The organism is Pseudomonas sp. microsymbiont 2, from assembly GCF_054788395.1.
In genome coordinates this window covers 3,882,609-3,904,559 of record NZ_CM139112.1, presented here as the reverse complement: position 1 = coordinate 3,904,559, position 21,951 = coordinate 3,882,609, and the positions used below count along the sequence as shown (strand labels likewise).

Genomic DNA, 21,951 nt, shown 5'->3' with positions numbered 1-21,951 from the left:
CCACTGCAGCTTTACACGGAATTATTCCAGGCCAATAATTATTGGTAACTCATAATTCAGGATAAACCCATGGCTGACATTTTCCTGCGCCCGGAACTGGCGGCCGATATGGCCAGGCAACTGCTCAAGCCCTCTGCACTGGATATCGGCCTGCGTTCCGGGTTGTTCCTGTCCGGCCTGCGCCGGACGGGCAAGACCACCTTCCTCAAGAACGATCTGATCCCGGCCCTGGAGGCACAGGGCGCACTGGTGATCTACGTCGACCTGTGGAGCGACACCCAGACAAGCCCGGTGAAGCTGGTGCTGGCTGCCGTGCGCAAAGCCCTGCTCGAACTGCGGACACCGACCTCGTCGTTCATGCAGCGTCTCAGGCGCGTGCGTGGCGCCGAGGTGGAGCTGGCCGGTTTCAAGTTCGGTTTCAACCTCGATACCCTGGGTGAAGCAGGCGGCGTGACACTCGCCGAAGCGCTGACCGAAGCGGTGGACCAGGCCAAGGCGACTGTCGTGCTGATCGTCGACGAAGTGCAGCATGCCATTACCACAGAAGACGGGCAGCAGATGATGCTGGCCCTGAAGGCCGCACGTGACGCCATCAACCCAAGGCCCGCGACGCCTGGGCATTTCCTGTTCATCGGCACCGGCTCGCACCGGGCGATGGTCAACGAGCTGACCGCCCGGCGTAACCAGGCGTTTGTCGGCGCCACCAACGTGGCTTATCCGGTGCTGGACGAGGGCTATGTCGCGTTCTGGCTCCAGCGGCTTGCCGCTGATGGCCTCGACAACCTGCCCTCGCTGGAGGTGGCGACCGAGGCGTTCAAGACACTGGGCAGCCGGCCTGAAGAGTTCATCCGTGCCCTGCGGCAGTTGATTCACTCGCCCAGCCTCGGTTCCGGGGCGGATGTGGTGCTGCCGGTGATCGCGGCCACGCTGCGCTCGGCGGCGGCCGACCTGGAACTGATGAAGGTCGAGGAACTGGGCGTGCTGGCACAGGCCATTTTCGCCCGGATCGCCTCCGTGGATGGCGAGACGCGGGGCGTGTTTTCCAGCGAGGCGGCGGGCGAGTATTCGACGTTCGTGGGGCGTGAAGTGCGAGTGGAAGAGATCCAGCCGGTGGCCAATGAGTTGCTGGCGGCGAACCTGATCATTCGCCGGGGGCATGGCCTGTATGGCGTGACCGATCCGTTTGTGCAGGAGATCTGGCGGGAGCGCCAGGCGATGCTGGGCAAGCGCTGATAGACGTTCAGGGCAGGCGAACACCGATGAAGATCGACTTTGAATTGCTCACATTGCCGGACGACATGTCGGGCTACAACGCGGCGGCCTTTACCGAGGGCCGTCTGCACATCGAAGTGAAGGGGCAGGTGTTCTTGCAGGTCGAGTATTGCCTGCTGCTCGAATTGGCGAACGTGATGGCGCAATGGCTGGCGTCCGTGGCTACCTGTGGGGCTCAGGATTTTTACTACGCCTCGATGGACGAAGAAGAGGAGCCGATCATCGCGCTGCGCTACTGCCGCGCCAGATCGGTCTTCTCACTATGGTCCTGTTGGGCGGCGTGCGAGTCTGGCCCCGAAGTGACGCTGGAGCAGGCCAGCGAATGTTTCGAGCGGTATGTTCATGACTTGAAGCAGACAATCGACAGTCGCCTGCAGGCCGTTTCGCCCTGACAACCCATTCAAGCCTATGCGCAACCTGTAGGAGCGGCCTTGCGTCGCGAAAGGGCCGCAAAGCGGCCCCCGGTTTCTGATGTGTTGCGAAGAATGGAATGCAGCGTGGGAGCGGGCTTGCCCCGCGATCACCGGCAGTGCCGGTGCCAAGCACTGCGACGCTCGAATGAACACCCTGCAAGGTTAGGCCGAGCGCATGTGAACGGACTCACTCATAACCCATTTTCAGGTTTTGGGCTTGGGTTGCCAATTCATCCATCGCTCCACGACTGGCTTCGTCTCGCTTGTCCTTGTAGGCAATCAGCTCGGAGAACGTGATAGCCCGTTCACCTTCAGCGCTGGAATGGGGGATTGCTCCCTCATCCAGCAGCTTTGCCAGATGCTCGCAAGAAACGTTAATCGCGAGGGCCGCCTCCGTCATGGTCAGCGTGGACTTTTCCATGACAATGGTGCGCTCCACGCCATGGAATTCATCACGAAGCTTCCGATACCCCAACCGCGCATAGAACCCTTGGGCGGTGATGGATGAAGGAACGCGCAGTGCCGTGACACCTGCCCTGATCGCTGCAGCATGAACGGCCTCCATCAACCGTTTGCCGACACCTGTCCGATGATGGATTGGAGCGACGAACACTGTCCTGACAACCTCGCCATCCAGGCTTGCCGTCCCCAGCAATTCGTTTTGGTTGACTGCTACGAATACCATTCGGCTATCGAGCAATGCACTGACCGCCGCAGGTGAAAAGCTCTGCTCGACCTGGGCGATCACCTCTGCCGGGTAATCCTGCGAGTTGGATTCGCGCAATGCCGTGATCACGATGCGGCTGATGGCTTCTGCGTCTTCGCGCTGAGCGCGGCGGATCTGACATTCCATGGAGACATCCCGAATTTATGCCCAAAGCTTAGCCGGTGTAGGAGCGGCCTTGCCGAGGCGTCGGACCGGTCGGAAAGGGCTGCGTAGCAGCCCCAGCAATCTTCGCAACACATCAGAAACCTGGGGCCGCTTTGCGGCCCTTTCGCGACACAAGGCCGCTCCTACAGGGTCGGCGTTTACCTGTGAAGTCAGTGTTTCATCCCCAACTCCGCATCATCCATCAGCGCCTTGGCCAGCGCGCTCAGGTAATACGACGCCCAGATCAGCTGAGGCTTTTCTTCCATGATCCCGGTGATGGTCAGGTCGCACACGCAGCCCATCAACTCCGAAGCCTGTTCCCGTGCGTGCTGGCAAGGGATGCCGGGTTCGATGCAGAACAGCGGGTCGGTATGCCCTTCACCTTGGTAGAACTTGGTCTTGCCCACCGTGGTGTGGGGCGCGGTGTCGTCTGTGCTCATGGCTCAATCTCCCTGAAATGATCGGTGCCTGGGCTTGCGCAATCGCGGGACAAGCCCGCTCCCACGGGTACATGTATCTCGCCGCATGTGGGGTGCTGCGCGTGGATCGCAGCTATGGATCACAGCGTGTTTGGATTACAGCGTGGGAGCGGGCTTGCCCCGCGATTGCGTCAGCCCAGCCAACAAATGACTAAAGCTCTAGTGCAACGTCCGAGGCTCCGCCTGCGGCATCTGCACTTGAATCAACGCCGATTCGAGCAGCACCCGCAGCGCCTCCATTTCATGCATCGCGGCCATGACCAGAATCGACACGGGCGACTTGGGATGCAGCAGAACAGCCTGATGCGCCACGGTCTGCGCACACAGGGCGTACTCGGTGGCCTGGATGATGGTGTCTTCGAGGGAGTGGTGGTTGTGGGGTGGATCGGGGACTATCTTCAGCATGGTTTTGTGCCCTTTGATGGGGCCGCTACCGGACTGCTGTCAAACAGGTAGGTGGCAGCTATGCATAGGTTGACAGACCGGCGGACACAAAAACCGGCGCACGCAAGCGTGCCCCATGCACAGCCGCCATAAAGGGCAAGCAGTGCAGGTGTCGCGTCGCGGCCTGTCAAAGCCGATCGCTGATATGCAGCGACTTGCCGAGACTAGAACGCTGGCGGAGCGATCGCAACGGGAAAAAGGAGCTTCGAGTATCTTTGGGAAATGGACTACAAGGAAGGGATTAAATCTGACTTTTTTGCTCGCATTTCTAATCTTTCACGGGTGAAGATCGTTTGGATACGTTACGATGCTGTGGTCACCTGATAGCTGAATTTATGGCGATGCATGGTAAGTGAAAATGTCGTTGGGTTATTTTTAGCTTGTGTGGAGGGCCCATGGCTAGAATTAGAAATTTCTTTCATCGAGTATTTTTTACAATTTTCTTTGTGTGCTTGGTTTTTCTGTGTGTTTTTGTTTTTGGTGGTATTCATGTGGCGGTAGAAGTCTATGTTTCGACTTCGGTGGCGCTTTTGATTGGTGTGTTTCTAGCCTATTTCTTAAGGCCGCCACAGGCTGAAGGGGGAATGATGAATTCGCTTATCGCAATTACAGTGGGTTGTATAGGGCTGGTTGCTGCTGTGGTTGCGGGGCTAGCTGCTTTTTTAAGTTTTTTGAATGATGAGCTGAAGCCTTTCTTGAGTGAAGTTCAGGATGGGTCAGGTAAGAGTACAGATGATGGCTAACTTTTTCGATGACTTTGTTAGTTTTATCCTGTGGTCTTGGTGGTGGCTTTTTATTGAGTGCTTTTGCGGTTTATTTTGATGTCCTATGCTCGTTTATGTATAGCTTTGCCTCTTGCTTTATTAGTTTGTCTAGGGACTTCCATTTTACAATATTTTCTTTGTGGCCTGTATGTTTAACTAGGGTGCGCAGCCATATTTGAATCTCGTAGACTTGAGCTACGATGTCTCCAAAGCTTTTGCATTCAGGTCCGGATATTGATTCGAACTCAACTTTTTCTTCTGGTTGTAGTTTTGTTAATGCTCCGTTATGTTGCTTGAAAATCTTGCCGACTCCGGTTTTATTCCCGGCTAGACGGCTTTCTTCAAGCTCATGTTCGCTCATTAGGCTATGGCCTATTAGCTCTGTTGGTTTGTTATTGTTGTTGTGGCTTTGCATGATTGGTTGAAGTAATAGTATGGATGGCTTAAATATAGGGAAGCGAAATGCGGGATATTTTAGTTTTTTCGTGTAGTTGAGTTCGCTGAGCTCTAATAAACCTGTGCTTTCACCATCTAGGTGTAAGGTCATGCTCTTGGGGTATGGCAGTCCACACCTAGCGGAAACTAAGTATTCGCTGGAGCAGTTCAGGATTAACAGGTCATTGATCCTCAAAGCGAAAGCAGAGGGAGCTTGATCAAAAGCCAGTGTGTTTACTCCAAATGCATTTAGGCCTTGCTGTGGGGAGAATGGATAAATTGCAAGAACTCTATCCTTTCTTCCGATTCTGGAGTTTATGTGGAATGACGGGTCGCCTGCTACAATGCTGCCTTGAATCATTTTGTAGTTTAGCCATAGTCCAACTCTGACCTTGTCAAGCCAGTCTAGTATCAAGCTATATTCAATGGTGGTTAGAGACTCTCTCTGTAGGATTCGCTCAATCAGTGGGCGGACTTGTGCTTCAGTTTTTGAGAATTCGTTATTGCACGATTCGCATGCTGGGACTACTAGGGATGACCAGTCGTAAGAGATTATCCTTCCGGTTTTGTGGTTTCGTCCCATGGTTACTTTTCGTTTGGGATCTCCGGTTAGGGATAGTAACCATTGCGGCAGGATATGCTCTCTGTTTTTTGAATTAGGAGGGTTTCCGCAGAAAACGCAATATTTACTATTTTTCATGGCTGTCCTGGGGCGATTGATTTATCTAAAAGTTTGTGGTCTATGGCGTCGTGCTTTTTAGTGTGGCAAACGTCTGAGGTTTTCTCTAGATTTTGGTGTTGCTGGGTATTATCTTGGTTTAATATGATGTTTTTATTTTCGATGGTTTAGTTTTTGGAGGTTGTTTGAATTGTCGTTATTAGTAAGGGATATCTGCTCGCAAAAACGCCGCCTCCAACAACTGCCTTGTGTACCCATGCTTCGGCTCATGAAATATAGCCCCCGCATCCCCCTGTTCCACCACCTGCCCATGCTTGATCACCATCAACTGATGACTCAGCGCCTTCACCACCGCCAGGTCATGACTGATGAACAGATACGTCAGGTTGTACTTCACCTGCAAATTCCGAAGCAGTTCCACCACTTGCCGCTGCACCGTCCGATCCAGCGCCGAGGTCGGCTCATCCAGCAGAATCAACGCAGGCTTCAGCACCAACGCCCGAGCAATCGCAATCCGCTGCCGCTGCCCCCCAGAAAACTCATGGGGATACCGATGCCGCGTCCGCGGATCCAGCCCCACTTCCTCCAACGCCGCAACAATCGCCGCTTCCTGCTCAGCCGGCGTGCCGATCTTGTGAATCCGTAACCCCTCGCCAACGATATCCGCCACGCACATGCGCGGGCTCAGGCTGCCAAAGGGATCCTGAAACACCACCTGCATCTCCCGCCGCAGCGGCCGCACGGCTTTCTGATTCAGTCCTTCAAGATTCTGCCCATGGAAGCGAATCCCACCCTGGCTGGAAATCAACCGAAGGATGGCCAGCCCCAAGGTGGACTTGCCCGACCCACTCTCGCCAACAATCCCCAGCGTCTGCCCCTGGGGCAGGCTGAAGTTCACCCCATCCACGGCCTTCACATGGTCCACGGTCCGGCGCAGCAGCCCCTTCTTGATCGGGAACCACACCTTTAGATCCTTCACCTCCAGCAACGGCGCCCCTTCGGCATTCGCGGCAGGCGCGCCGCTAGGCTCGGCATTGATCAGCATCTGCGTATACGGATGCTGCGGCTTGCTGAACAGCGTGGCGCAATCGGCCTGTTCGACGATCTTGCCGCACTGCATCACGCACACGCGGTGGGCGATGCGGCGCACCAGGTTGAGGTCGTGGCTGATCAGCAGCAGAGCCATGCCGAGGCGCGCTTGAAGCTCCTTGAGCAGGTCGAGAATCTTCAACTGCACGGTCACGTCGAGCGCCGTGGTGGGCTCGTCGGCGATCAGCAGTTCGGGCTCGTTGGCCAGGGCCATGGCGATCATCACGCGCTGGCGCTGACCACCGGACAGCTCATGGGGCAGGGCTTTCAGGCGCTTCTTGGGCTCGGGAATACCCACCAGCTCCAGCAGCTCCAGCGTGCGTGCAGTGGCGGCCTTGCCGGTCAGGCCCTTGTGCAGCAACAGGATCTCATTGATCTGCTTCTCGATACTGTGCAGCGGGTTCAGCGAGGTCATCGGCTCCTGGAAGATCATCGCAATGCGGTTGCCGCGAATGCGCTGCATGGGCTTCTCGCCCAGGTGCAGCAGGTCCTTGCCGCCGTACTGGATGGTGCCGCTCGGATGCCGGGCCAGCGGGTAGGGCAGCAGGCGCAAGATCGAATGCGCGGTCACCGATTTGCCCGAGCCGCTTTCGCCAACCAGGGCCAGGGTCTCGCCCTTGCGGATGTCGAAGCTGATGCCGTCGACCACGCGGTTGACCTGCTCGCCAGTGACGAACTCCACCGCCAGGTCGCGGACTTCGATCAGGGTGTCTTGGCTCATGTCATTTCCTCGGGTCGAAGGCGTCGCGGGCGGATTCGCCGATGAATACCAGCAGGCTCAGCATCACCGCCAGCACGGCGAAGGCGCTGATGCCCAGCCACGGGGCTTGCAGGTTGGACTTGCCCTGGGCCACCAACTCGCCCAGCGACGGCGAGCCGGCAGGCAGGCCGAAGCCTAAGAAGTCCAGGGCGGTGAGGGTGCCGATGGCGCCGGTGAGGATGAACGGCATGAAGGTCATGGTCGAGATCATGGCGTTGGGCAGGATATGCCGGAACATGATCGGGCCGTTGCGCATGCCCAGCGCGCGGGCGGCGCGCACGTATTCGAGGTTGCGCCCGCGCAGGAACTCGGCGCGCACCACGTCCACCAGGCTCATCCACGAGAACAGCAGCATGATGCCCAGCAACCACCAGAAGTTGGGCTGCACGAAGCTGGCAAGGATGATCAGCAGGTACAGCACCGGCAGGCCGGACCAGATCTCCAGGAAGCGCTGGCCGGCCAGGTCGACCCAGCCGCCGTAGAAGCCCTGCAAGGCGCCGGCGATCACGCCGACGATGGAGCTGGCGATGGTCAGCGTCAGGGCGAACAGCACCGAGATACGGAAGCCGTAGATCACCCGGGCCAGCACGTCGCGGCCCTGGTCGTCGGTGCCCAGCAGGTTGTCGGTGGAGGGCGGCGCGGGGGCCGGCACCTTCAGGTCGTAGTTGATGCTCTGGTAGCTGTAGGGGATCGGCGCCCACAGCACGAAGGCGTCCTTTTTCTCCAGCAGCTCGCGGATGTACGGGCTCTTGTAGTTGGCCTCCAGCGGGAACTCGCCGCCGAATGTCGTCTCGGGGTAGCGCTTGAAGGCGGGGAAGTACCACTCGCCGTCGTAGCGCACGGCAATCGGCTTGTCGTTGGCGATGAACTCGGCGCCCAGGCTCAGCACGAACAGCACCAGGAAGATCCACAGCGACCACCAGCCGCGGCGGTTGGCCTTGAAGCGCTCGAAGCGCCGGCGATTGAGGGGAGAGAGGGCCATGTCAGTGCTCCCGGCTGGCGAAGTCGATGCGTGGATCGACCAGGGTGTAGGTGAGGTCGCCGATCAGCTTCACCACCAGACCGAGCAGGGTGAAGATGAACAAGGTGCCGAACACCACCGGGTAGTCGCGGTTGATCGCCGCTTCGAAACTCATCAGGCCCAGGCCGTCGAGGCTGAAGATCACCTCGATCAACAAGGACCCTGTGAAGAAGATGCCGATGAACGCCGAGGGGAAGCCGGCGATCACCAGCAGCATGGCGTTGCGGAACACGTGGCCGTACAGCACCCGCGAACGGCTCAGGCCCTTGGCCTTGGCGGTGACCACGTACTGCTTGTTGATCTCGTCGAGGAAGCTGTTCTTGGTCAGCAGGGTCATGGTGGCGAAGTTGCCGATCACCAGCGCGGTGATCGGCAGCACCAGGTGCCAGAAGTAATCGAGCACCTTGCCGGTGGTGGAAAGCTCGTCGAAGTTGTTGGAGGTCAGCCCGCGCAGCGGGAACCAGTCGAAGTAGCTGCCGCCGGCGAACAGCACGATCAGCAGGATGGCGAACAGGAACGCGGGGATGGCGTAGCCGACGATGATCGCCGAGCTGGTCCACACGTCGAAATGGCTGCCGTGACGCACGGCCTTGGCGATCCCCAACGGGATCGACACCAGGTACATGATCAACGTGCTCCACAGCCCAAGCGAAATGGACACGGGCATCTTCTCGGCGATCAGGTCGATGACCTTGGCGTCGCGGAAGAAGCTGTTGCCAAAGTCCAGCTGGGCGTAGTTCTTGACCATGATCCACAGCCGCTCGGGCGCCGACTTGTCGAAGCCGTACATGCGCTCGATCTCGGCGATCAGTGCCGGGTCCAGCCCTTGCGCGCCCCGGTAGTTGGAGCCGGCCACCGAGACTTCGGCGCCGCCACCGGCGATGCGGCTGGTAGCGCCGTCGAAGCCTTCGAGCTTGGCGATCATCTGCTCGACCGGGCCACCAGGGGCGGCCTGGACGATGATGAAGTTGATGATGAGGATGCCGAACAGGGTCGGGATGATCAGCAGCAGGCGCCGCAGGATATAGGCCAGCATGTCAGTGGGCCTCTTCCACGGCGGGGGCTTCGCTCACGGCAGGCGTGACGTCGGGCTTGATCCACCAGGTGTCGATGCCGATGTCGTACTTGGGCGACACGGCGGGGTGGCCGATGTGGTTCCAGTAGGCCACGCGCCAGGTCTTGATGTGCCAGTTGGGGATCACGTAGTAGCCCCACAGCAGCACGCGGTCGAGAGCGCGGGTGTGGTCGATCAGGCTCTGGCGCGAGTCGGCGTTGATCAGCTGTTCCACCAGTTGGTCGATGGCAGGATCGCGCAGGCCGATGAAGTTGCGGCTGCCGGGGTTGTCGGCGGCGGCGCTGTTCCAGTATTCACGCTGCTCGTTGCCGGGCGAGTTCGATTGTGCGAAGCCGCCGACGATCATGTCGTAGTCACGCGAACGCAGGCGGGTGATGTACTGCGATACGTCCACGCGGCGAATCTCGAGGTTGATGCCCAGGTCCGCGAGGTTGCGCTTGAACGGCAGCAGCACGCGCTCGAACTGGGTCTGGGCCAGCAGGAACTCGATGCTCAGCGGCTTGCCGTCCTTGTCGACCATCTTGTCGTCGACGATCTTCCAGCCGGCCTCTTGCAGCAGCTTGTAGGCCTGGCGCTGCTGGTCGCGGATCATGCCGCTGCCGTCGGTGACGGGGTTGTGAAACGCACCGTTGAACACTTCGTCGGGGATCTTGCCGCGCAGCGGCTCGAGGATCTTCAGCTCGGCGGGCGAGGGCAGGCCGCTGGCGGCCATCTCGGAGTTCTCGAAGTAGCTGCCGGTGCGGGTGTAGGCACCGTTGAACAGCTGCTTGTTGGTCCACTCGAAGTCCAGCAACAGGCTGATGGCGTGGCGCACGCGGATGTCCTGGAACATGGGCTTGCGCAGATTGAAGATGAAACCCTGCATGCCGACCGGGGTGCCGTTGGGCAGCTCTTCCTTGATCAGGCGGCCGTCGCGCACGGCGGGCACGTCATAGGCGGTGGCCCAGTTCTTCGCGCTGACTTCCAGGCCGTAATCGAACTGGCCGGCCTTGAGGGCTTCGAGAGCGACGGTGTTGTCGCGGTAGGAGTCGAAGGTCATCACGTCGAAGTTGTAGAAGCCGCGGTTGATCGGCAGGTCCTTGGCCCAGTAGTCCTTCACGCGTTCGTAGCGGATCGAGCGGCCGGCCTTCACCTCGGCGACCTTGTACGGGCCGCTGCCCAGCGGGATCTCCAGGTTGCCGCGGTTGAAATCGCGGTCTGCATACCAGTGCTTGGGCAGCACCGGCAGTTGGCCGAGGATCAGCGGCAGCTCGCGGTTGTTGCTGTGCTTGAACTTGAACAGCACCTTGAGCGGGTCTTCGGCGACCACTTCGGCGACGTCGGCATAGTACTGGCGGAACAGCGGCGCACCGTCCTTGATCAGGGCGTTGAAGGTGAACACCACGTCCTCGGCGCGCATCGGGTGGCCGTCGTGGAAGCGCGCCTCGGGGCGCAGATAGAAGCGCACCCAGCTGTTGTCGGGGGCCTTTTCGATCTTGCCGGCCACCAGGCCGTACTCGGTGAAGGGCTCGTCCAGGCTCTGGCGCATCAGCGTGTCGTAGATGCTGCCGACGTTGTCGGCTGGCACGCCCTTGTTGATGAACGGATTGAGGCTGTCGAAACCGCCGAAGCTGGACTGGCGGAAGGTGCCGCCCTTGGGCGCATCGGGGTTGACGTATTCGAAGTGCTTGAAGTTGGCTGGGTATTTCGGCGCTTCGCCATACAGCGTCAGGGCGTGCTGCGGGGCGGCCACGGCCGGGAGCGTGAGGCAGGCCAGCAGCAGGCTGGTGGCCAGGCGGCGCAGGGTCGGCGTCATTTGGCTTTCTCCGAAGTCTTCTTGATCCACCAGCTGTTCAGCCCGAGGGTGTAGGGCGGCGTGGTGACGAAGGCGAACCGGTTGCGGTAGGCCAGGCGGTGATTGTCGAGGTACCAGTTGGGGATCATGTAGTACTGCCATGAGAGCACGCGGTCCAGGGCGCGCGCGGCGGCGATCTGGTCATCGCGGCTACGGGCGGCGAGCAAGGTGTCGAGCAGGTGGTCGACCACCGGGTCCTTGACCCCAGCATAGTTCTTGCTGCCCTTGGTGGCGGCCTGGCTCGAGTGGAAGTACAGCCACTGTTCGAGGCCCGGGCTCAGGGTCTGGTTCAGGGTCATCAGGATCATGTCGAAATCGAACTGGTCGAGCCGTTGTTTGTACTGGGCGCGGTCGACGGTGCGCAAGCGCGCATCGATGCCGATGCTGGCCAGATTTTCGACATAAGGTTGCAGGATGCGTTCGAGGTTCGGGTTTACCAGCAGCAGTTCCATACGGAATGGCTGGCCCTTGCCGTCCACCAGGCGCTGGCCGTTGAGCTTCCAACCGGCCTGGGCGAACAGGTCCAGGGCCTGGCGCAGGGCCGCGCGGCTGATACCGCTGCCATCGGTGTGGCTGACCTGGTAGGGCTGGGTGAACAGCTTCTCGGGCAACTGGTCGCGGAACGGCTTGAGCAGCAGCCACTCCTTGCCGGTGGGCAGGCCGCTGGCGGTGAACTCGCTGTTGGGGTAGTAGCTGGTGGCGCGGCGGTAGGCGCCATTGAACAGGGCGCGGTTGGTCCATTCGAAGTCGAGCATCAGGCCCAGCGCCTGGCGCACCCGTGGATCGCTGAACGCCGCGCGGCGGCTGTTCATGAACAGGCCCTGGGTCTGCGTGGGGATCTTGTGCGGGATCTGCGCCTTGATCACCTCGCCCCGGCGCACGGCGGGGAAGGTGTAGCCGTTGGCCCAGTTCTTCGCCTGGTGCTCGATATAGATATCGAACTCACCGGCCTTGAACGCTTCGAACGCCACGGTGGCGTCACGGTAGAACTCGTATTCGACGCGCTTGAAGTTGTACTTGCCGCGATTCACGGCCAGGTCCTTGCCCCAGTAGTCCTTCACCCGCTCGAACACCAGGCGGCGGCCCGGTTGCACCTCGCTGATGCGGTAGGGGCCGCTGCCCAGCGGTGGCTCGAAGGTGGTGGCCTTGAAGTCGCGCTGGGCCCAGTAGTGCTTGGGCAGCACCGGCATTTCGCCCAGGCGCAGGATCAGCAAAGGGTTACCGGCGCGCTTGAACACAAAGCGGATGCGCAGGGGGTTGAGGATGTCGACCCTGGCCACTTCCTGCAGGTTGGTGCGGTAGATCGGGTGGCCGTCCTTGAGCAGGGTGCGGTAGCTGAAGGCGACGTCGGCGGCGGTGATCGGCACGCCGTCGTGGAAGTGCGCCTCGGGGCGCAGGTTGAACACCACCCAGCTGCGGTCCTCGCTGTACTCGACCGAGCGGGCGATCAGGCCGTAGCTGGAGGTGGGCTCGTCGCCCGAGGGGTCGTACATGCCGGTGCCGACCATCAGCGGCTCGTTGAGCTCGTTGATACCGTACTGCAGGAAGTTGGGCGTGGTGACCGGGCTCGAGCCCTTGAACGTGTAGGGGTTGAGCGTGTCGAAGGTGCCGAAGGCCATGGCCCGCAAGGTGCCGCCTTTCGGGGCTTGCGGATTGACCCAGTCGAAGTGGGTGAAGCTGGCCGGGTACTTGAGCGTGCCGAACTGCGCGTATCCGTGGCTTTCGCTCACCATCGCGACGGCGGGGAAGCTCAAGGCCAGGCTGATTGACAGCAGGAGGGGACGTATCAAGTCGGCATCCGATCCAGAGGGCGTTGGGCTTGGTTCGGGGTACAGTAACAGCTTGTCTGGGATGGAAAAAGGGTGCGAGCCGGTCAGATGGATGTGGCTGATTGGGGCTGCTTTGCAGCCCTTTCCGGCCGGTCCGACGCCTCGGCAAGGCCGCTCCTACAGAGTCCGCGCAATCCTAAGGGCTGGCGCAATCCCTGTAGGAGCGGCCTTGTGTCGCGAAAGGGGCGCGAAGCGCCCCCGGGACTCACATCAACGCGACAGGTAGACGGTCAGCGTCTGCCCCGGCTTGAGCGCATGCCCGCTGCGCGGATTCCAGCGCTTGAGGTGTTTCATCTCGACATTGAAGCGCTTGGCCACCAGGTAGTACGAGTCGCCCTTGCGTACCTTGTACTGGGTCGAGCGCTGCTTCGAATCGGCCACGCGATTGGCCGCCGCGCTCGGCGCGCTGCCACCACGCAGGGCCAGCACCTGGCCAACCTTGAGGTTGTTGCCGCGAATGCGGTTCCAGCTTTGCAACTGCTTGACCGACACCCGGTTGGCCTTGGCGATGCTGCCGAGGTTGTCGCCACGCTTGACCCGGTAGCTGCGCGCCGCCGGCGCCTTGGCTTCGGCAAGGGCAGCCTGGAACACGGCCTTGTTCGGCTGCAGGCTGACCAGTTCCTCGGGCTTGAGGTTGGACATGCGATCGTTCAGCAGTTGCGCCTTGGCGGTCGGCACCAGCAGTTGCTGTGGGCCGTCCACGGTCATGCGCTTCTTGAATGCCGGGTTGAGCTGGATCAGCTCGTCTTCGTCGATGTCGGCGAAGGCGGCGACCCGCGACAGGTCAAGACGGTCGTTGATGGCGACCGCTTCGAAATAGGGTTCGTTGGCGATCGGGTTCAGATTGATCCCATAGGCCGCTGGGGTGTTGACCACCTGCGACAGGGCCAGCAGCTTGGGTACGTAGTCGCGGGTTTCCTGCGGCAGCGGCAGGTTCCAGTAGTCGGTCGGCAGGCCCAGGCGTTCGTTGCGCTCGATGGCGCGGCTGACGGTGCCTTCGCCGGCGTTGTAGGCCGCCAGGGCCAGCAGCCAGTCGCCGTTGAACATGTCGTGCAGGCGATTCAGGTAGTCCAGCGCGGCGTTGGTCGAGGCGGTGACGTCACGGCGACCGTCGTAGAAGTTGGTCTGGCGCAGGTTGAAGTGGCGCCCGGTGGACGGGATGAACTGCCACATGCCAGCGGCATGCGCACGGGAATACGCCATCGGGTTGTAGGCGCTCTCGATGGCCGGCAACAGCGCCAGCTCCAGCGGCATGTCGCGCTCTTCGAGGCGCTCGACGATGTAGTGCAGGTAGAGGCTGCCGCGCTCGCCGGCGTTCTCGAGGAACGACGGGTTGCTGGCGAACCACAGGCGCTGCTGTTCGATGCGCGGGTTGACGTCCATGCCGTCCTGCAGGGTGAAGCCTTGGCGCATGCGCTCCCAGACATCCTGGGGCGGTGCCTGCTCCTTGGCCTTGACCACCAACGGTGCAGGCTTGTGCTTGAACCGCGCCTGGTAATTGTGCGCGCGAACGCTGTCGGATTCGTCGAGCTGACGGGTGCTCTGGCACCCGACCAGGGTGGCGGCCAGCGCCAGCGCACTGATCTGTGCCAGTCGCGTCAGGGCGACCGAATGAGCGGTTCTGCGGCTACGGGAAGACATCGGCGGGAACGGTTATCCGGGCAAAAAAGTTGGGCGATTCTAGAAACCGGTCCCGGCCGGGTCAACCTTTGGGGGGGCGCTGCGATATATCTCGGGGTTATCAGAACACGTCTTTCCAAGACCTCAAGGCAGCAAAAACAGTGGCTTGGCTTGGGTTGGAATGCCCCTTCCATTCGTCTGCTTTTTGTTTAACGGATGTTTCAGCGGTGCGCAGGAATGGATTGGTCAGTCGCTCCAGACCGATGGTTGATGGCAATGTGATGCGATTGTCGGCGCGCAGCCGGGTAACGTCCTCGAACCGTTGGTGAACGTGTGGGTTGTCGGGTTCGACGGCACAGGCGAAGCGCAAGTTGCTCAGGGTGTATTCGTGGGCGCAGTAGACTTCGGTTTCGCCAGGCAGGCCGGCCAGGCGTTGCAGCGAGTGGTGCATCTGCTCCGGGGTGCCCTCGAACAGGCGCCCGCAACCGGCGGCGAACAGGGTGTCGCCACTGAACAGTAGCGGCGTGGGCGATTGCGCAGTGTAATAGGCGATGTGCCCCAGGGTGTGGCCGGGCACGGCCATGACCTCGAACGTCAGGCCCAGTGCCTGGACCTGCGCGCCGTCCTCCAGGGCGATGTCGCGACCAGGGATACGTTCGTTGGCCGGGCCGTGGACCCGGGCGCCGGTGGCCTGCTTCAAGGCCTCGACGCCGCCGACATGATCATGGTGGTGGTGGGTGACGAGGATCGTCTCCAGCACCCAGTCGGGATGCTGGCCGAGCCAGGCGAGCACCGGCCCGGCATCACCGGGATCGACCACTGCGCAGCGGCGATTGGCAGTATCCTGTAACAACCAGATGTAGTTGTCGTTGAAAGCGGGTAGGGCATCGATCTGTATCATGTGCGGATCCGTATCGCCAAGCCTGGACATTGGGGGCATCTTAGCCGCGATGGCGCGGCCGGAGAACCTTCGAGGGAGAATGCAATGACCGACCAAGCCTTCGCCCAGGCCGACCCTGACTGGGTCGAACTCATCCGCCTGGCTCGCGACTGGTTCGATGGGCCTCTGGGGCAGTTGATGCTCAAGGAAGAGGAAAAGTTGCTCGAGGAAGAGCTGCGGCGCTTTTTCGGTGGCTACCTGGTGCATTACGGCCCCTGTGCCGAGCCCCCGCCCAATGCGCCGCAGGTGCAACGCAACGTGCGCCTTGGCGCGCCGCTGCCGGGCGTGGAGATCGTCTGCGAGGAACAGGCCTGGCCGTTGTCGGAGCACGCCGCCGATGTGGTGGTGCTGCAGCATGGCCTGGACTTCAGTCTTTCGCCCCATGGCCTGCTTCGTGAAGCGGCCAGCGCGGTGCGTCCTGGCGGTCACCTGCTGATCGTCGGCATCAATCCCTGGAGCAGCTGGGGCCTGCGCCACTTCTTCAGCCGTGGCGCGTTGCGCAAGGCGCGTTGCATCCCGCCGTCGCGGGTCGGCGACTGGCTCAACCTGCTGGGCTTCGCGCTGGAGAAACGCCGCTTCGGGTGCTATCGTCCGCCGCTTGCCTCGCCGGCCTGGCAGCAGCGCCTGGCGGGCTGGGAGCGGGTGGCAGGCGGCTGGCAGAGTGCTGGCGGTGGGGTCTACCTGCTGGTGGCGCGCAAGATGGTGGTCGGCCTGCGGCCGCTGCGCCTGGAGCGGCGCGAGCCGATGGGCAAGCTGCTGCCGCTGCCGTTGGCCAAGGTCAACCGTAGCGCCACCCATCCCGATTCCGAAAAGCACTGAACACGAGTGGTACATGAGCGATAGCGTCGAGATCTACACCGATGGTGCCTGCAAGGGCAATCCCGGCCCGGGCGGCTGGGGCGTCCTGATGGTTTTCAAGGGCGTCGAGAAGGAACTGTGGGGCGGCGAGCGCGAGACCACCAACAACCGCATGGAACTGATGGCCGCGATCGAGGGCCTGAAGGCGCTCAAGCGCGAGTGCGAGGTGATCCTGACCACCGACTCCCAGTATGTGATGAAGGGCATCAACGAGTGGATGACCAACTGGAAGAAGCGCGGCTGGAAGACCGCCGCCAAAGAGCCGGTGAAGAACGCCGACCTGTGGATGGCCCTCGATGAACAGGTCAACCGGCACAAGGTGACCTGGAAGTGGGTGCGCGGGCATATCGGTCATCCGGGCAACGAGCGGGCCGACCAGTTGGCCAATCGCGGGGTCGACGAGGTTCGGGCCCAGCGTTGATCCAACTGGGGCTGCCGCGATGGGCCGCAAAGCGGCCCTGATTCCGTTATACTCCCGCCTCGAATTCAAGCCCCGCAAGTTGGAGTCACCCGTGGAGCAGCAGCAAGACAAACGGTTCATCATCCTCGATACCGAGACCACCGGCATGCCAGTGGCCGAGGGCCACCGCATCGTCGAGATCGGTTGCGTCGAGGTCGTTGGCCGGCGCCTGACCGGGCGGCACTTCCATGTCTACCTGCAGCCCGATCGCGAGAGTGACGAAGGCGCGATCAACGTCCACGGCATCACCGATGCCTTCCTGGTCGGCAAGCCGCATTTCGTCGACATCGCCGACGAGTTCTTCGACTTCATCCAGGGCGCGACCCTGGTCATCCACAACGCAGCGTTCGACGTCGGTTTCATCAACAACGAGTTCGCCCTGAGCGGCCACCCCGAGCGGGCCGACATCACGCAGCACTGCACCATCCTCGATACCCTGATGATGGCGCGCTCGCGCCATCCTGGGCAGCGCAACAGCCTCGACGCGCTGTGCAAACGCTACGGCATCGACAACTCTGGCCGTGAGCTGCACGGCGCGCTGCTCGACTCGGAACTGCTGGCCGACGTCTACCTGGCGATGACCGGTGGCCAGACCAGCCTGTCACTGGCGGGAGATGACGCGCAGGGCGAGGACGGGCAGGGCAGTACCGGCAGCGAGATCCGTCGGATTACCGGCCGTGCGGCGGGTAAGGTGATCATGGCCAGCGAGGAAGAGCTCGAGGCCCATGCAGAGCGCTTGGCGGCCGTTGCCAAGTCAGCCGGTGGGCCGGCGATGTGGCAGGCGCTGACCGAGGCCCCCGCCAGCTGATTTGCCAGCAGTACTGGCCCTTTCGCGGGTAAACCCGCTCCCACAGGCTATCCCCGAACCTGTGGGAGCGGGTTTGCCCGCGAAGAGGCCGGCACTGACAACACCAGCCTCAACTACCCTGAGGGGAAAAGCCCCGCAGAGGTAGCCGCCCGATGTACAAGGACCTCAAGTTCCCCATTCTCATCGTCCATCGGGCGATCAAGGCCGACAGTGTCGCCGGTGAGCGTGTGCGCGGCATTGCCGACGAACTGGCCCAGGACGGTTTCGCCATCCTTGCCGCCGCCGACCAGGCCGAAGCGCGGTTGGTGGCCGCCACTCATCATGGCTTGGCCTGCATGCTGATCGCCGCCGAAGGCGCCGGCGACAGTTCGCACCTGTTGCAGAACATGGCCGAGCTGATCCGTCTGGCCCGTTTGCGCGCGCCCAATCTGCCGATCTTCGCCCTGGGCGAGCAGGTGACCCTGGAGAACGCCCCGGCCGAGGCCATGAGCGAGCTCAACCAGTTGCGCGGCATCCTCTACCTGTTCGAAGACACCGTGCCGTTTCTCGCCCGCCAGGTCGCGCGTGCCGCGCACAACTACCTTGACGGCCTGTTGCCACCGTTCTTCAAGGCCCTGGTGCAACACACCGCGCAATCGAACTACTCCTGGCACACGCCGGGGCACGGCGGTGGCGTGGCCTACCACAAGAGCCCGGTGGGGCAGGCCTTCCACCAGTTCTTCGGCGAGAACACGCTGCGTTCGGACCTGTCCGTCTCGGTACCCGAGCTGGGTTCGCTGCTCGATCACACCGGGCCGCTGGCAGAGGCTGAGGCGCGGGCGGCGCGCAACTTCGGTGCCGATCACACCTTCTTCGTCATCAACGGCACCTCCACCGCCAACAAGATCGTCTGGCATGCCATGGTCGGTCGCGATGACCTGGTGCTGGTGGACCGCAACTGCCACAAGTCGGTGGTGCATGCCATCATCATGACCGGCGCCATCCCTCTTTACCTGTGCCCGGAACGCAACGAGCTGGGCATCATCGGGCCGATTCCGCTCAGCGAATTCAGCCCCGAGGCGATCCAGGCGAAGATCCAGGCCCATCCGCTGGCCCAGGGGCGCCCCCCCAGGATCAAGCTGGCGGTCGTCACCAACTCCACCTATGACGGGCTGTGCTATCACGCCGGCCTGATCAAGCAGGCCCTTGCGGGCAGTGCCGAGGTGCTGCATTTCGACGAAGCCTGGTTCGCCTACGCCGCCTTCCATGGCTTCTTCGCCGACCGCTACGCCATGGGCACGCCGCGTGGCGACGATGGCCCGCTGCTGTTCAGCACCCATTCCACCCACAAGTTGCTGGCGGCGTTCAGCCAGGCCTCGATGATCCATGTACAGGATGGGGCCACCCGTGCGCTGGACCGCGACCGCTTCAACGAAGCGTTCATGATGCATATCTCCACCTCGCCGCAGTACAGCATCCTCGCCTCGCTGGACGTGGCCTCGGCGATGATGGAAGGGCCGGCCGGGCATTCGCTGTTGCAGGAAATGTTCGACGAGGCGCTGAGCTTTCGCCGTGCCCTGGCCAACCTGCGCGAGCACATCGCCGCCGACGACTGGTGGTTCAGCATCTGGCAGCCACCGCTGGCGCAGGGCGGCGAGCGGCTGGAGGCGGCGGACTGGCTGCTGCGGCCAGGGGACGACTGGCATGGCTTCGCCGAACTGAGCGACGACTATGTGTTGCTCGACCCGCTCAAGGTCACCCTGGTGATGCCGGGGGCCGGCGGTGGAGGCGGCGAGCAGGGGATACCGGCTGCGGTGGTCGGCAAGTTTCTCTGGGAGCGCGGACTGGTGGTGGAGAAGACCGGCCTGTACAGCTTCCTGGTGCTGTTCTCGATGGGCATCACCAAGGGCAAATGGAGTACGCTGCTCACCGAGTTGCTGGAGTTCAAGCGCCACTACGATGCCAATACCGCGCTGGCCGACTGCCTGCCCAGCGTGGTGACGGGCCAGCCGTCACGCTATCAGGGATTGGGGCTGCGCGACCTGTGCCAGCAGTTGCATGGGTTCTACCGCAGCAACGCCACCTCCAGGCAACTCAAGCTGTTGTTCACCCGTCTGCCCGACGTGGCGATGACGCCAGCCGAAGCCTATGACCGGATGGTGCGCGGGGACGTGGAGGCGGTGCCGATCGAGCAGCTGCTTGGCCGGGTCGCGGCGGTGATGCTGGTGCCCTATCCCCCTGGGATTCCCTTGATCATGCCGGGCGAGCGGTTCACCGAGGCGACCCGTTCGATCCTGGTCTACCTGGATTGTGCTCGGGCGTTCGACCAAGGTTTCCCGGGGTTCGTCGCCGACGTGCATGGCCTGCAGCGCGAGGGGCCGCTGTACACCGTCGACTGCGTCAAGGAATGCGGATGATCTCGACGCCGGTCTGGGCCAGTTCGAAACGGTCGTCGCCCAGGTGATTGACGCGATCGCCGATGGCCAGTCGATAGCTGGTAATCGGCGCGCCGAGGGTGCTGCCGTCCGCCTGGAGGGTGGACTCCTGGAATTCGTGGACGGGGTAGATGCGGCCTTCGGCGTCTCGGGCGTGGAACTGGCCGACCATTACTGCTGCCATTTAGCTGGAAACCTCTGAATCGTGTAGGAAATGTCTGTAGGCATAGACAAGCGAAATGCTTCGGAAGTTTTCCGTCAGGTGGAAAAAATCCAGGGATACGAGGAACGGTCATCTATAACTAACAGGTCCCATTCCCTGAGTAGAGGTTGCAAAACGCCATGAGCCAGGTCTATTCGGTAGCGGTCGTCGTCGGCAGCTTGCGCAAGGACTCCTACAACCGCAAGGTGGCCCACGCGCTGTCTGAGCTGGCGCCGTCCAGCCTTGCCCTGCGGATCGTCGAGATCGGCGACCTGCCGTTGTACAACGAAGATGTCGAGGCCGATGGGCCGCCAGAGGCGTGGACGCGTTTTCGTGACGAGATCCGTCGCAGCGACGCGGTGCTGTTCGTGACGCCGGAGTACAACCGTTCGGTGCCTGGCGGGTTGAAGAACGCGATCGATGTGGGCTCTCGGCCTTATGGAAAGAGCGCCTGGAGCGGCAAGCCGGCGGCGGTGGTCAGTGTCTCGCCCGGGGCGATCGGTGGCTTTGGCGCCAACCATGCGCTGCGCCAGTCGCTGGTGTTTCTCGACATGCCTTGCATGCAGATGCCCGAGGCCTATATCGGTGGGGCGGCGACGCTGTTCGATGACAGCGGCAAGCTGAACGACAAGACCCGGCCGTTCCTGCAGGGCTTTATCGACAGGTTCGCGTCGTGGGTGAAGCTGAACCGGGCAGTCTGATGGTTCTCGGTTGTCTGCACTGACGCCTTCGCGGGTAAACCCGCTCCCACAGGAAAATCACCGACTTCAAAGGCAGTGATATCCCTGTGGGAGCGGGCTTGCCCCGCGATGATTCTCGACATCAGGCGCTCTGCGGCATCTCTCCCTTGGCCAACCGCCGGTTGATATCGGCAATCACCTCGGGCAGCTCGTTGATGGTGTCGATCAGGTAGTGAGGGCGTGAGCCTGCGAACATCGCGTGAATGCGCGTGCGTTCGCTTTCCAGCTTCTGCGCGCTCAGTGCCCGGTAGCCTTCCCAGGTCAGGCCCAGGGCATTGCCCGAACACACCAGTGCCACGGTCCACATCCCGGCACGGCGGCCTTCGAGGATCCCCGGCACGGTGTCGTCGACCTTCACGCAGGCTGCCACATCGTCGATGCCCAGGGCGATCACGTTGGCCAGGGCCTGGGCCGGCCACGGACGACCGTTCGGCGTCTCGTCGGTGGCCACCACGTGGTCGGCGACGTAGCCGTTCTGCGCGGCCAGCTCGACCACCTTGTCCATCACCACTTTCGGGTAGCCCGAGCAGGAACCGATCTTCAGGCCGCCCTTGCGCAGCCCGGTCAGGGTCTCCAGCGCGCCGGGAATCAGCGCCGAGTGCACGGCGATCTTCTCGATCTGCAGCGGCATGAAGCGTTCGTAGATGGCGGTGACGTCGTCGTCGGTCGGCGTGCGGCCGAACACCTTGCGATAACGCTCGGCGATTTCCGGCACATCGCACAGGGTGCGAATATGGTCCCACTTGCCCATGCCCATCGGGCCACGAGCCTCCTCGATGGATACCTGCACATCGAACTCGGCGAAGGCCTCTACGAAGATCTGGGTCGGGGCGAAGGAGCCAAAGTCGACCACGGTGCCGGCCCAGTCGAGGATGGCGGCTTGCAGCTGGGTGGGGTTGCTGTAGTTCATGTGCGCGTTTTCCTTGAATTGGGTGGGCAGAGGG

At 61.8% G+C, this 21,951-nt stretch carries 20 protein-coding genes and 1 pseudogene; 8 read left to right on the top strand and 13 right to left on the bottom strand.

Features of this window, described 5'->3' with window-relative positions; all coding sequences use genetic code 11:
- Positions 1–69: 69 nt before the first annotated feature.
- Both ACYUME_RS17515 and ACYUME_RS17510 read left to right on the top strand, forming a co-directional pair.
- Positions 70–1,233, top strand: a complete 1,164-nt coding sequence (locus ACYUME_RS17515) for an AAA family ATPase (RefSeq protein ID WP_460416013.1) — start codon at positions 70–72, stop codon at positions 1,231–1,233.
- Positions 1,234–1,259: 26 nt separating this feature from the next.
- The gene (locus ACYUME_RS17510) at positions 1,260–1,664 is read left to right on the top strand and encodes a DUF7878 domain-containing protein (protein WP_460416011.1); all 405 of its coding nucleotides are present in this window, start codon (positions 1,260–1,262) and stop codon (positions 1,662–1,664) included.
- 433 nt (positions 1,665–2,097) lie between these two features.
- Here the strand turns inward: ACYUME_RS17510 and ACYUME_RS17505 are convergent.
- From ACYUME_RS17505 to ACYUME_RS17495, 3 genes and pseudogenes are all read right to left on the bottom strand, one after another.
- Positions 2,098–2,538, bottom strand: a pseudogene (locus ACYUME_RS17505) (GNAT family N-acetyltransferase); the annotation flags it as partial.
- Positions 2,539–2,726: 188 nt separating this feature from the next.
- Positions 2,727–2,996 carry a DUF3077 domain-containing protein gene (locus tag ACYUME_RS17500; RefSeq protein WP_460416009.1) on the bottom strand — a complete coding sequence of 90 codons (270 nt, stop codon included), beginning with the start codon at positions 2,994–2,996 and terminating at the stop codon, positions 2,727–2,729.
- Between the two features lie 198 nt (positions 2,997–3,194).
- On the bottom strand, positions 3,195–3,440 hold the full coding sequence (locus ACYUME_RS17495; protein WP_460416007.1) for a hypothetical protein: 246 nt from the start codon (positions 3,438–3,440) through the stop codon (positions 3,195–3,197).
- 434 nt (positions 3,441–3,874) lie between these two features.
- Here ACYUME_RS17495 and ACYUME_RS17490 point away from each other — a divergent pair, with 434 nt between their 5' ends.
- Positions 3,875–4,222: a hypothetical protein gene (locus tag ACYUME_RS17490; protein ID WP_460416005.1), complete on the top strand. Its 348-nt coding sequence runs from the start codon at positions 3,875–3,877 to the stop codon at positions 4,220–4,222.
- A gap of 70 nt (positions 4,223–4,292) precedes the next feature.
- On the opposite strand, the gene ACYUME_RS17485 is transcribed toward ACYUME_RS17490, so the two are convergent.
- From ACYUME_RS17485 to gloB, 8 genes are all read right to left on the bottom strand, one after another.
- Positions 4,293–5,378: a hypothetical protein gene (locus ACYUME_RS17485; RefSeq protein WP_460416004.1), complete on the bottom strand. Its 1,086-nt coding sequence runs from the start codon at positions 5,376–5,378 to the stop codon at positions 4,293–4,295.
- A gap of 178 nt (positions 5,379–5,556) precedes the next feature.
- Positions 5,557–7,167 (bottom strand): ABC transporter ATP-binding protein, encoded by a 1,611-nt coding sequence (locus ACYUME_RS17480; RefSeq protein ID WP_460416002.1) that lies wholly within the window; start codon positions 7,165–7,167, stop codon positions 5,557–5,559.
- Position 7,168: 1 nt separating this feature from the next.
- Positions 7,169–8,188 (bottom strand): ABC transporter permease, encoded by a 1,020-nt coding sequence (locus ACYUME_RS17475; protein ID WP_028690523.1) that lies wholly within the window; start codon positions 8,186–8,188, stop codon positions 7,169–7,171.
- A 1-nt stretch (position 8,189) separates the two neighbouring features.
- On the bottom strand, positions 8,190–9,263 hold the full coding sequence (locus ACYUME_RS17470) for a microcin C ABC transporter permease YejB (RefSeq protein ID WP_011534684.1): 1,074 nt from the start codon (positions 9,261–9,263) through the stop codon (positions 8,190–8,192).
- 1 nt (position 9,264) lies between these two features.
- Positions 9,265–11,097, bottom strand: a complete 1,833-nt coding sequence (locus ACYUME_RS17465; protein ID WP_460416000.1) for an extracellular solute-binding protein — start codon at positions 11,095–11,097, stop codon at positions 9,265–9,267.
- Positions 11,094–12,926, bottom strand: a complete 1,833-nt coding sequence (locus ACYUME_RS17460) for an extracellular solute-binding protein (protein ID WP_460415999.1) — start codon at positions 12,924–12,926, stop codon at positions 11,094–11,096. The genes ACYUME_RS17465 and ACYUME_RS17460 overlap by 4 nt, the downstream gene beginning before the upstream one ends.
- 249 nt (positions 12,927–13,175) lie before the next feature.
- Entirely contained in the window at positions 13,176–14,606 is a 1,431-nt protein-coding gene (locus tag ACYUME_RS17455; RefSeq protein WP_279887715.1) for a lytic transglycosylase domain-containing protein, read from the bottom strand.
- A 100-nt stretch (positions 14,607–14,706) separates the two neighbouring features.
- A complete protein-coding gene (gene gloB, locus ACYUME_RS17450; RefSeq protein WP_460415997.1) occupies positions 14,707–15,486 on the bottom strand; it encodes a hydroxyacylglutathione hydrolase in 780 nt (259 codons plus the stop codon).
- An 84-nt stretch (positions 15,487–15,570) separates the two neighbouring features.
- Here gloB and ACYUME_RS17445 point away from each other — a divergent pair, with 84 nt between their 5' ends.
- From ACYUME_RS17445 to ACYUME_RS17430, 4 genes are all read left to right on the top strand, one after another.
- On the top strand, positions 15,571–16,344 hold the full coding sequence (locus ACYUME_RS17445) for a class I SAM-dependent methyltransferase (RefSeq protein WP_279887718.1): 774 nt from the start codon (positions 15,571–15,573) through the stop codon (positions 16,342–16,344).
- A gap of 13 nt (positions 16,345–16,357) precedes the next feature.
- A complete protein-coding gene (gene rnhA, locus ACYUME_RS17440) occupies positions 16,358–16,804 on the top strand; it encodes a ribonuclease HI (RefSeq protein WP_279887720.1) in 447 nt (148 codons plus the stop codon).
- A 91-nt stretch (positions 16,805–16,895) separates the two neighbouring features.
- Positions 16,896–17,651, top strand: a complete 756-nt coding sequence (gene dnaQ, locus ACYUME_RS17435) for a DNA polymerase III subunit epsilon (protein WP_460415995.1) — start codon at positions 16,896–16,898, stop codon at positions 17,649–17,651.
- Between the two features lie 152 nt (positions 17,652–17,803).
- Positions 17,804–20,047 carry an Orn/Lys/Arg family decarboxylase gene (locus ACYUME_RS17430; RefSeq protein ID WP_279887722.1) on the top strand — a complete coding sequence of 748 codons (2,244 nt, stop codon included), beginning with the start codon at positions 17,804–17,806 and terminating at the stop codon, positions 20,045–20,047.
- On the opposite strand, the gene ACYUME_RS17425 is transcribed toward ACYUME_RS17430, so the two are convergent.
- Positions 20,031–20,249, bottom strand: a complete 219-nt coding sequence (locus tag ACYUME_RS17425) for a hypothetical protein (protein ID WP_279887723.1) — start codon at positions 20,247–20,249, stop codon at positions 20,031–20,033. The genes ACYUME_RS17430 and ACYUME_RS17425 overlap by 17 nt on opposite strands.
- Before the next feature lie 158 nt (positions 20,250–20,407).
- Here ACYUME_RS17425 and ACYUME_RS17420 point away from each other — a divergent pair, with 158 nt between their 5' ends.
- Positions 20,408–20,968 (top strand): NADPH-dependent FMN reductase, encoded by a 561-nt coding sequence (locus ACYUME_RS17420; protein WP_460415993.1) that lies wholly within the window; start codon positions 20,408–20,410, stop codon positions 20,966–20,968.
- Between the two features lie 121 nt (positions 20,969–21,089).
- Here the strand turns inward: ACYUME_RS17420 and phnX are convergent, their stop codons facing one another.
- A complete protein-coding gene (gene phnX / locus ACYUME_RS17415) occupies positions 21,090–21,917 on the bottom strand; it encodes a phosphonoacetaldehyde hydrolase (RefSeq protein ID WP_460415991.1) in 828 nt (275 codons plus the stop codon).
- Between the last annotated feature and the right edge of the window lie 34 nt (positions 21,918–21,951).

What these genes read in the sequence shown, in the direction of transcription:
- ACYUME_RS17515 (WP_460416013.1), top strand. Translation starts at nt 70, where the DNA reads ATGGCTGACATTTTCCTGCGCCCGGAACTGGCGGCCGATATGGCCAGG.
- ACYUME_RS17510 (WP_460416011.1), top strand. Translation starts at nt 1,260, where the DNA reads ATGAAGATCGACTTTGAATTGCTCACATTGCCGGACGACATGTCGGGC.
- ACYUME_RS17500 (WP_460416009.1), bottom strand. Translation starts at nt 2,996, where the DNA reads ATGAGCACAGACGACACCGCGCCCCACACCACGGTGGGCAAGACCAAG.
- ACYUME_RS17495 (WP_460416007.1), bottom strand. Translation starts at nt 3,440, where the DNA reads ATGCTGAAGATAGTCCCCGATCCACCCCACAACCACCACTCCCTCGAA.
- ACYUME_RS17490 (WP_460416005.1), top strand. Translation starts at nt 3,875, where the DNA reads ATGGCTAGAATTAGAAATTTCTTTCATCGAGTATTTTTTACAATTTTC.
- ACYUME_RS17485 (WP_460416004.1), bottom strand. Translation starts at nt 5,378, where the DNA reads ATGAAAAATAGTAAATATTGCGTTTTCTGCGGAAACCCTCCTAATTCA.
- ACYUME_RS17480 (WP_460416002.1), bottom strand. Translation starts at nt 7,167, where the DNA reads ATGAGCCAAGACACCCTGATCGAAGTCCGCGACCTGGCGGTGGAGTTC.
- ACYUME_RS17475 (WP_028690523.1), bottom strand. Translation starts at nt 8,188, where the DNA reads ATGGCCCTCTCTCCCCTCAATCGCCGGCGCTTCGAGCGCTTCAAGGCC.
- ACYUME_RS17470 (WP_011534684.1), bottom strand. Translation starts at nt 9,263, where the DNA reads ATGCTGGCCTATATCCTGCGGCGCCTGCTGCTGATCATCCCGACCCTG.
- ACYUME_RS17465 (WP_460416000.1), bottom strand. Translation starts at nt 11,097, where the DNA reads ATGACGCCGACCCTGCGCCGCCTGGCCACCAGCCTGCTGCTGGCCTGC.
- ACYUME_RS17455 (WP_279887715.1), bottom strand. Translation starts at nt 14,606, where the DNA reads ATGTCTTCCCGTAGCCGCAGAACCGCTCATTCGGTCGCCCTGACGCGA.
- gloB (WP_460415997.1), bottom strand. Translation starts at nt 15,486, where the DNA reads ATGATACAGATCGATGCCCTACCCGCTTTCAACGACAACTACATCTGG.
- ACYUME_RS17445 (WP_279887718.1), top strand. Translation starts at nt 15,571, where the DNA reads ATGACCGACCAAGCCTTCGCCCAGGCCGACCCTGACTGGGTCGAACTC.
- rnhA (WP_279887720.1), top strand. Translation starts at nt 16,358, where the DNA reads ATGAGCGATAGCGTCGAGATCTACACCGATGGTGCCTGCAAGGGCAAT.
- ACYUME_RS17430 (WP_279887722.1), top strand. Translation starts at nt 17,804, where the DNA reads ATGTACAAGGACCTCAAGTTCCCCATTCTCATCGTCCATCGGGCGATC.
- ACYUME_RS17425 (WP_279887723.1), bottom strand. Translation starts at nt 20,249, where the DNA reads ATGGCAGCAGTAATGGTCGGCCAGTTCCACGCCCGAGACGCCGAAGGC.
- ACYUME_RS17420 (WP_460415993.1), top strand. Translation starts at nt 20,408, where the DNA reads ATGAGCCAGGTCTATTCGGTAGCGGTCGTCGTCGGCAGCTTGCGCAAG.
- phnX (WP_460415991.1), bottom strand. Translation starts at nt 21,917, where the DNA reads ATGAACTACAGCAACCCCACCCAGCTGCAAGCCGCCATCCTCGACTGG.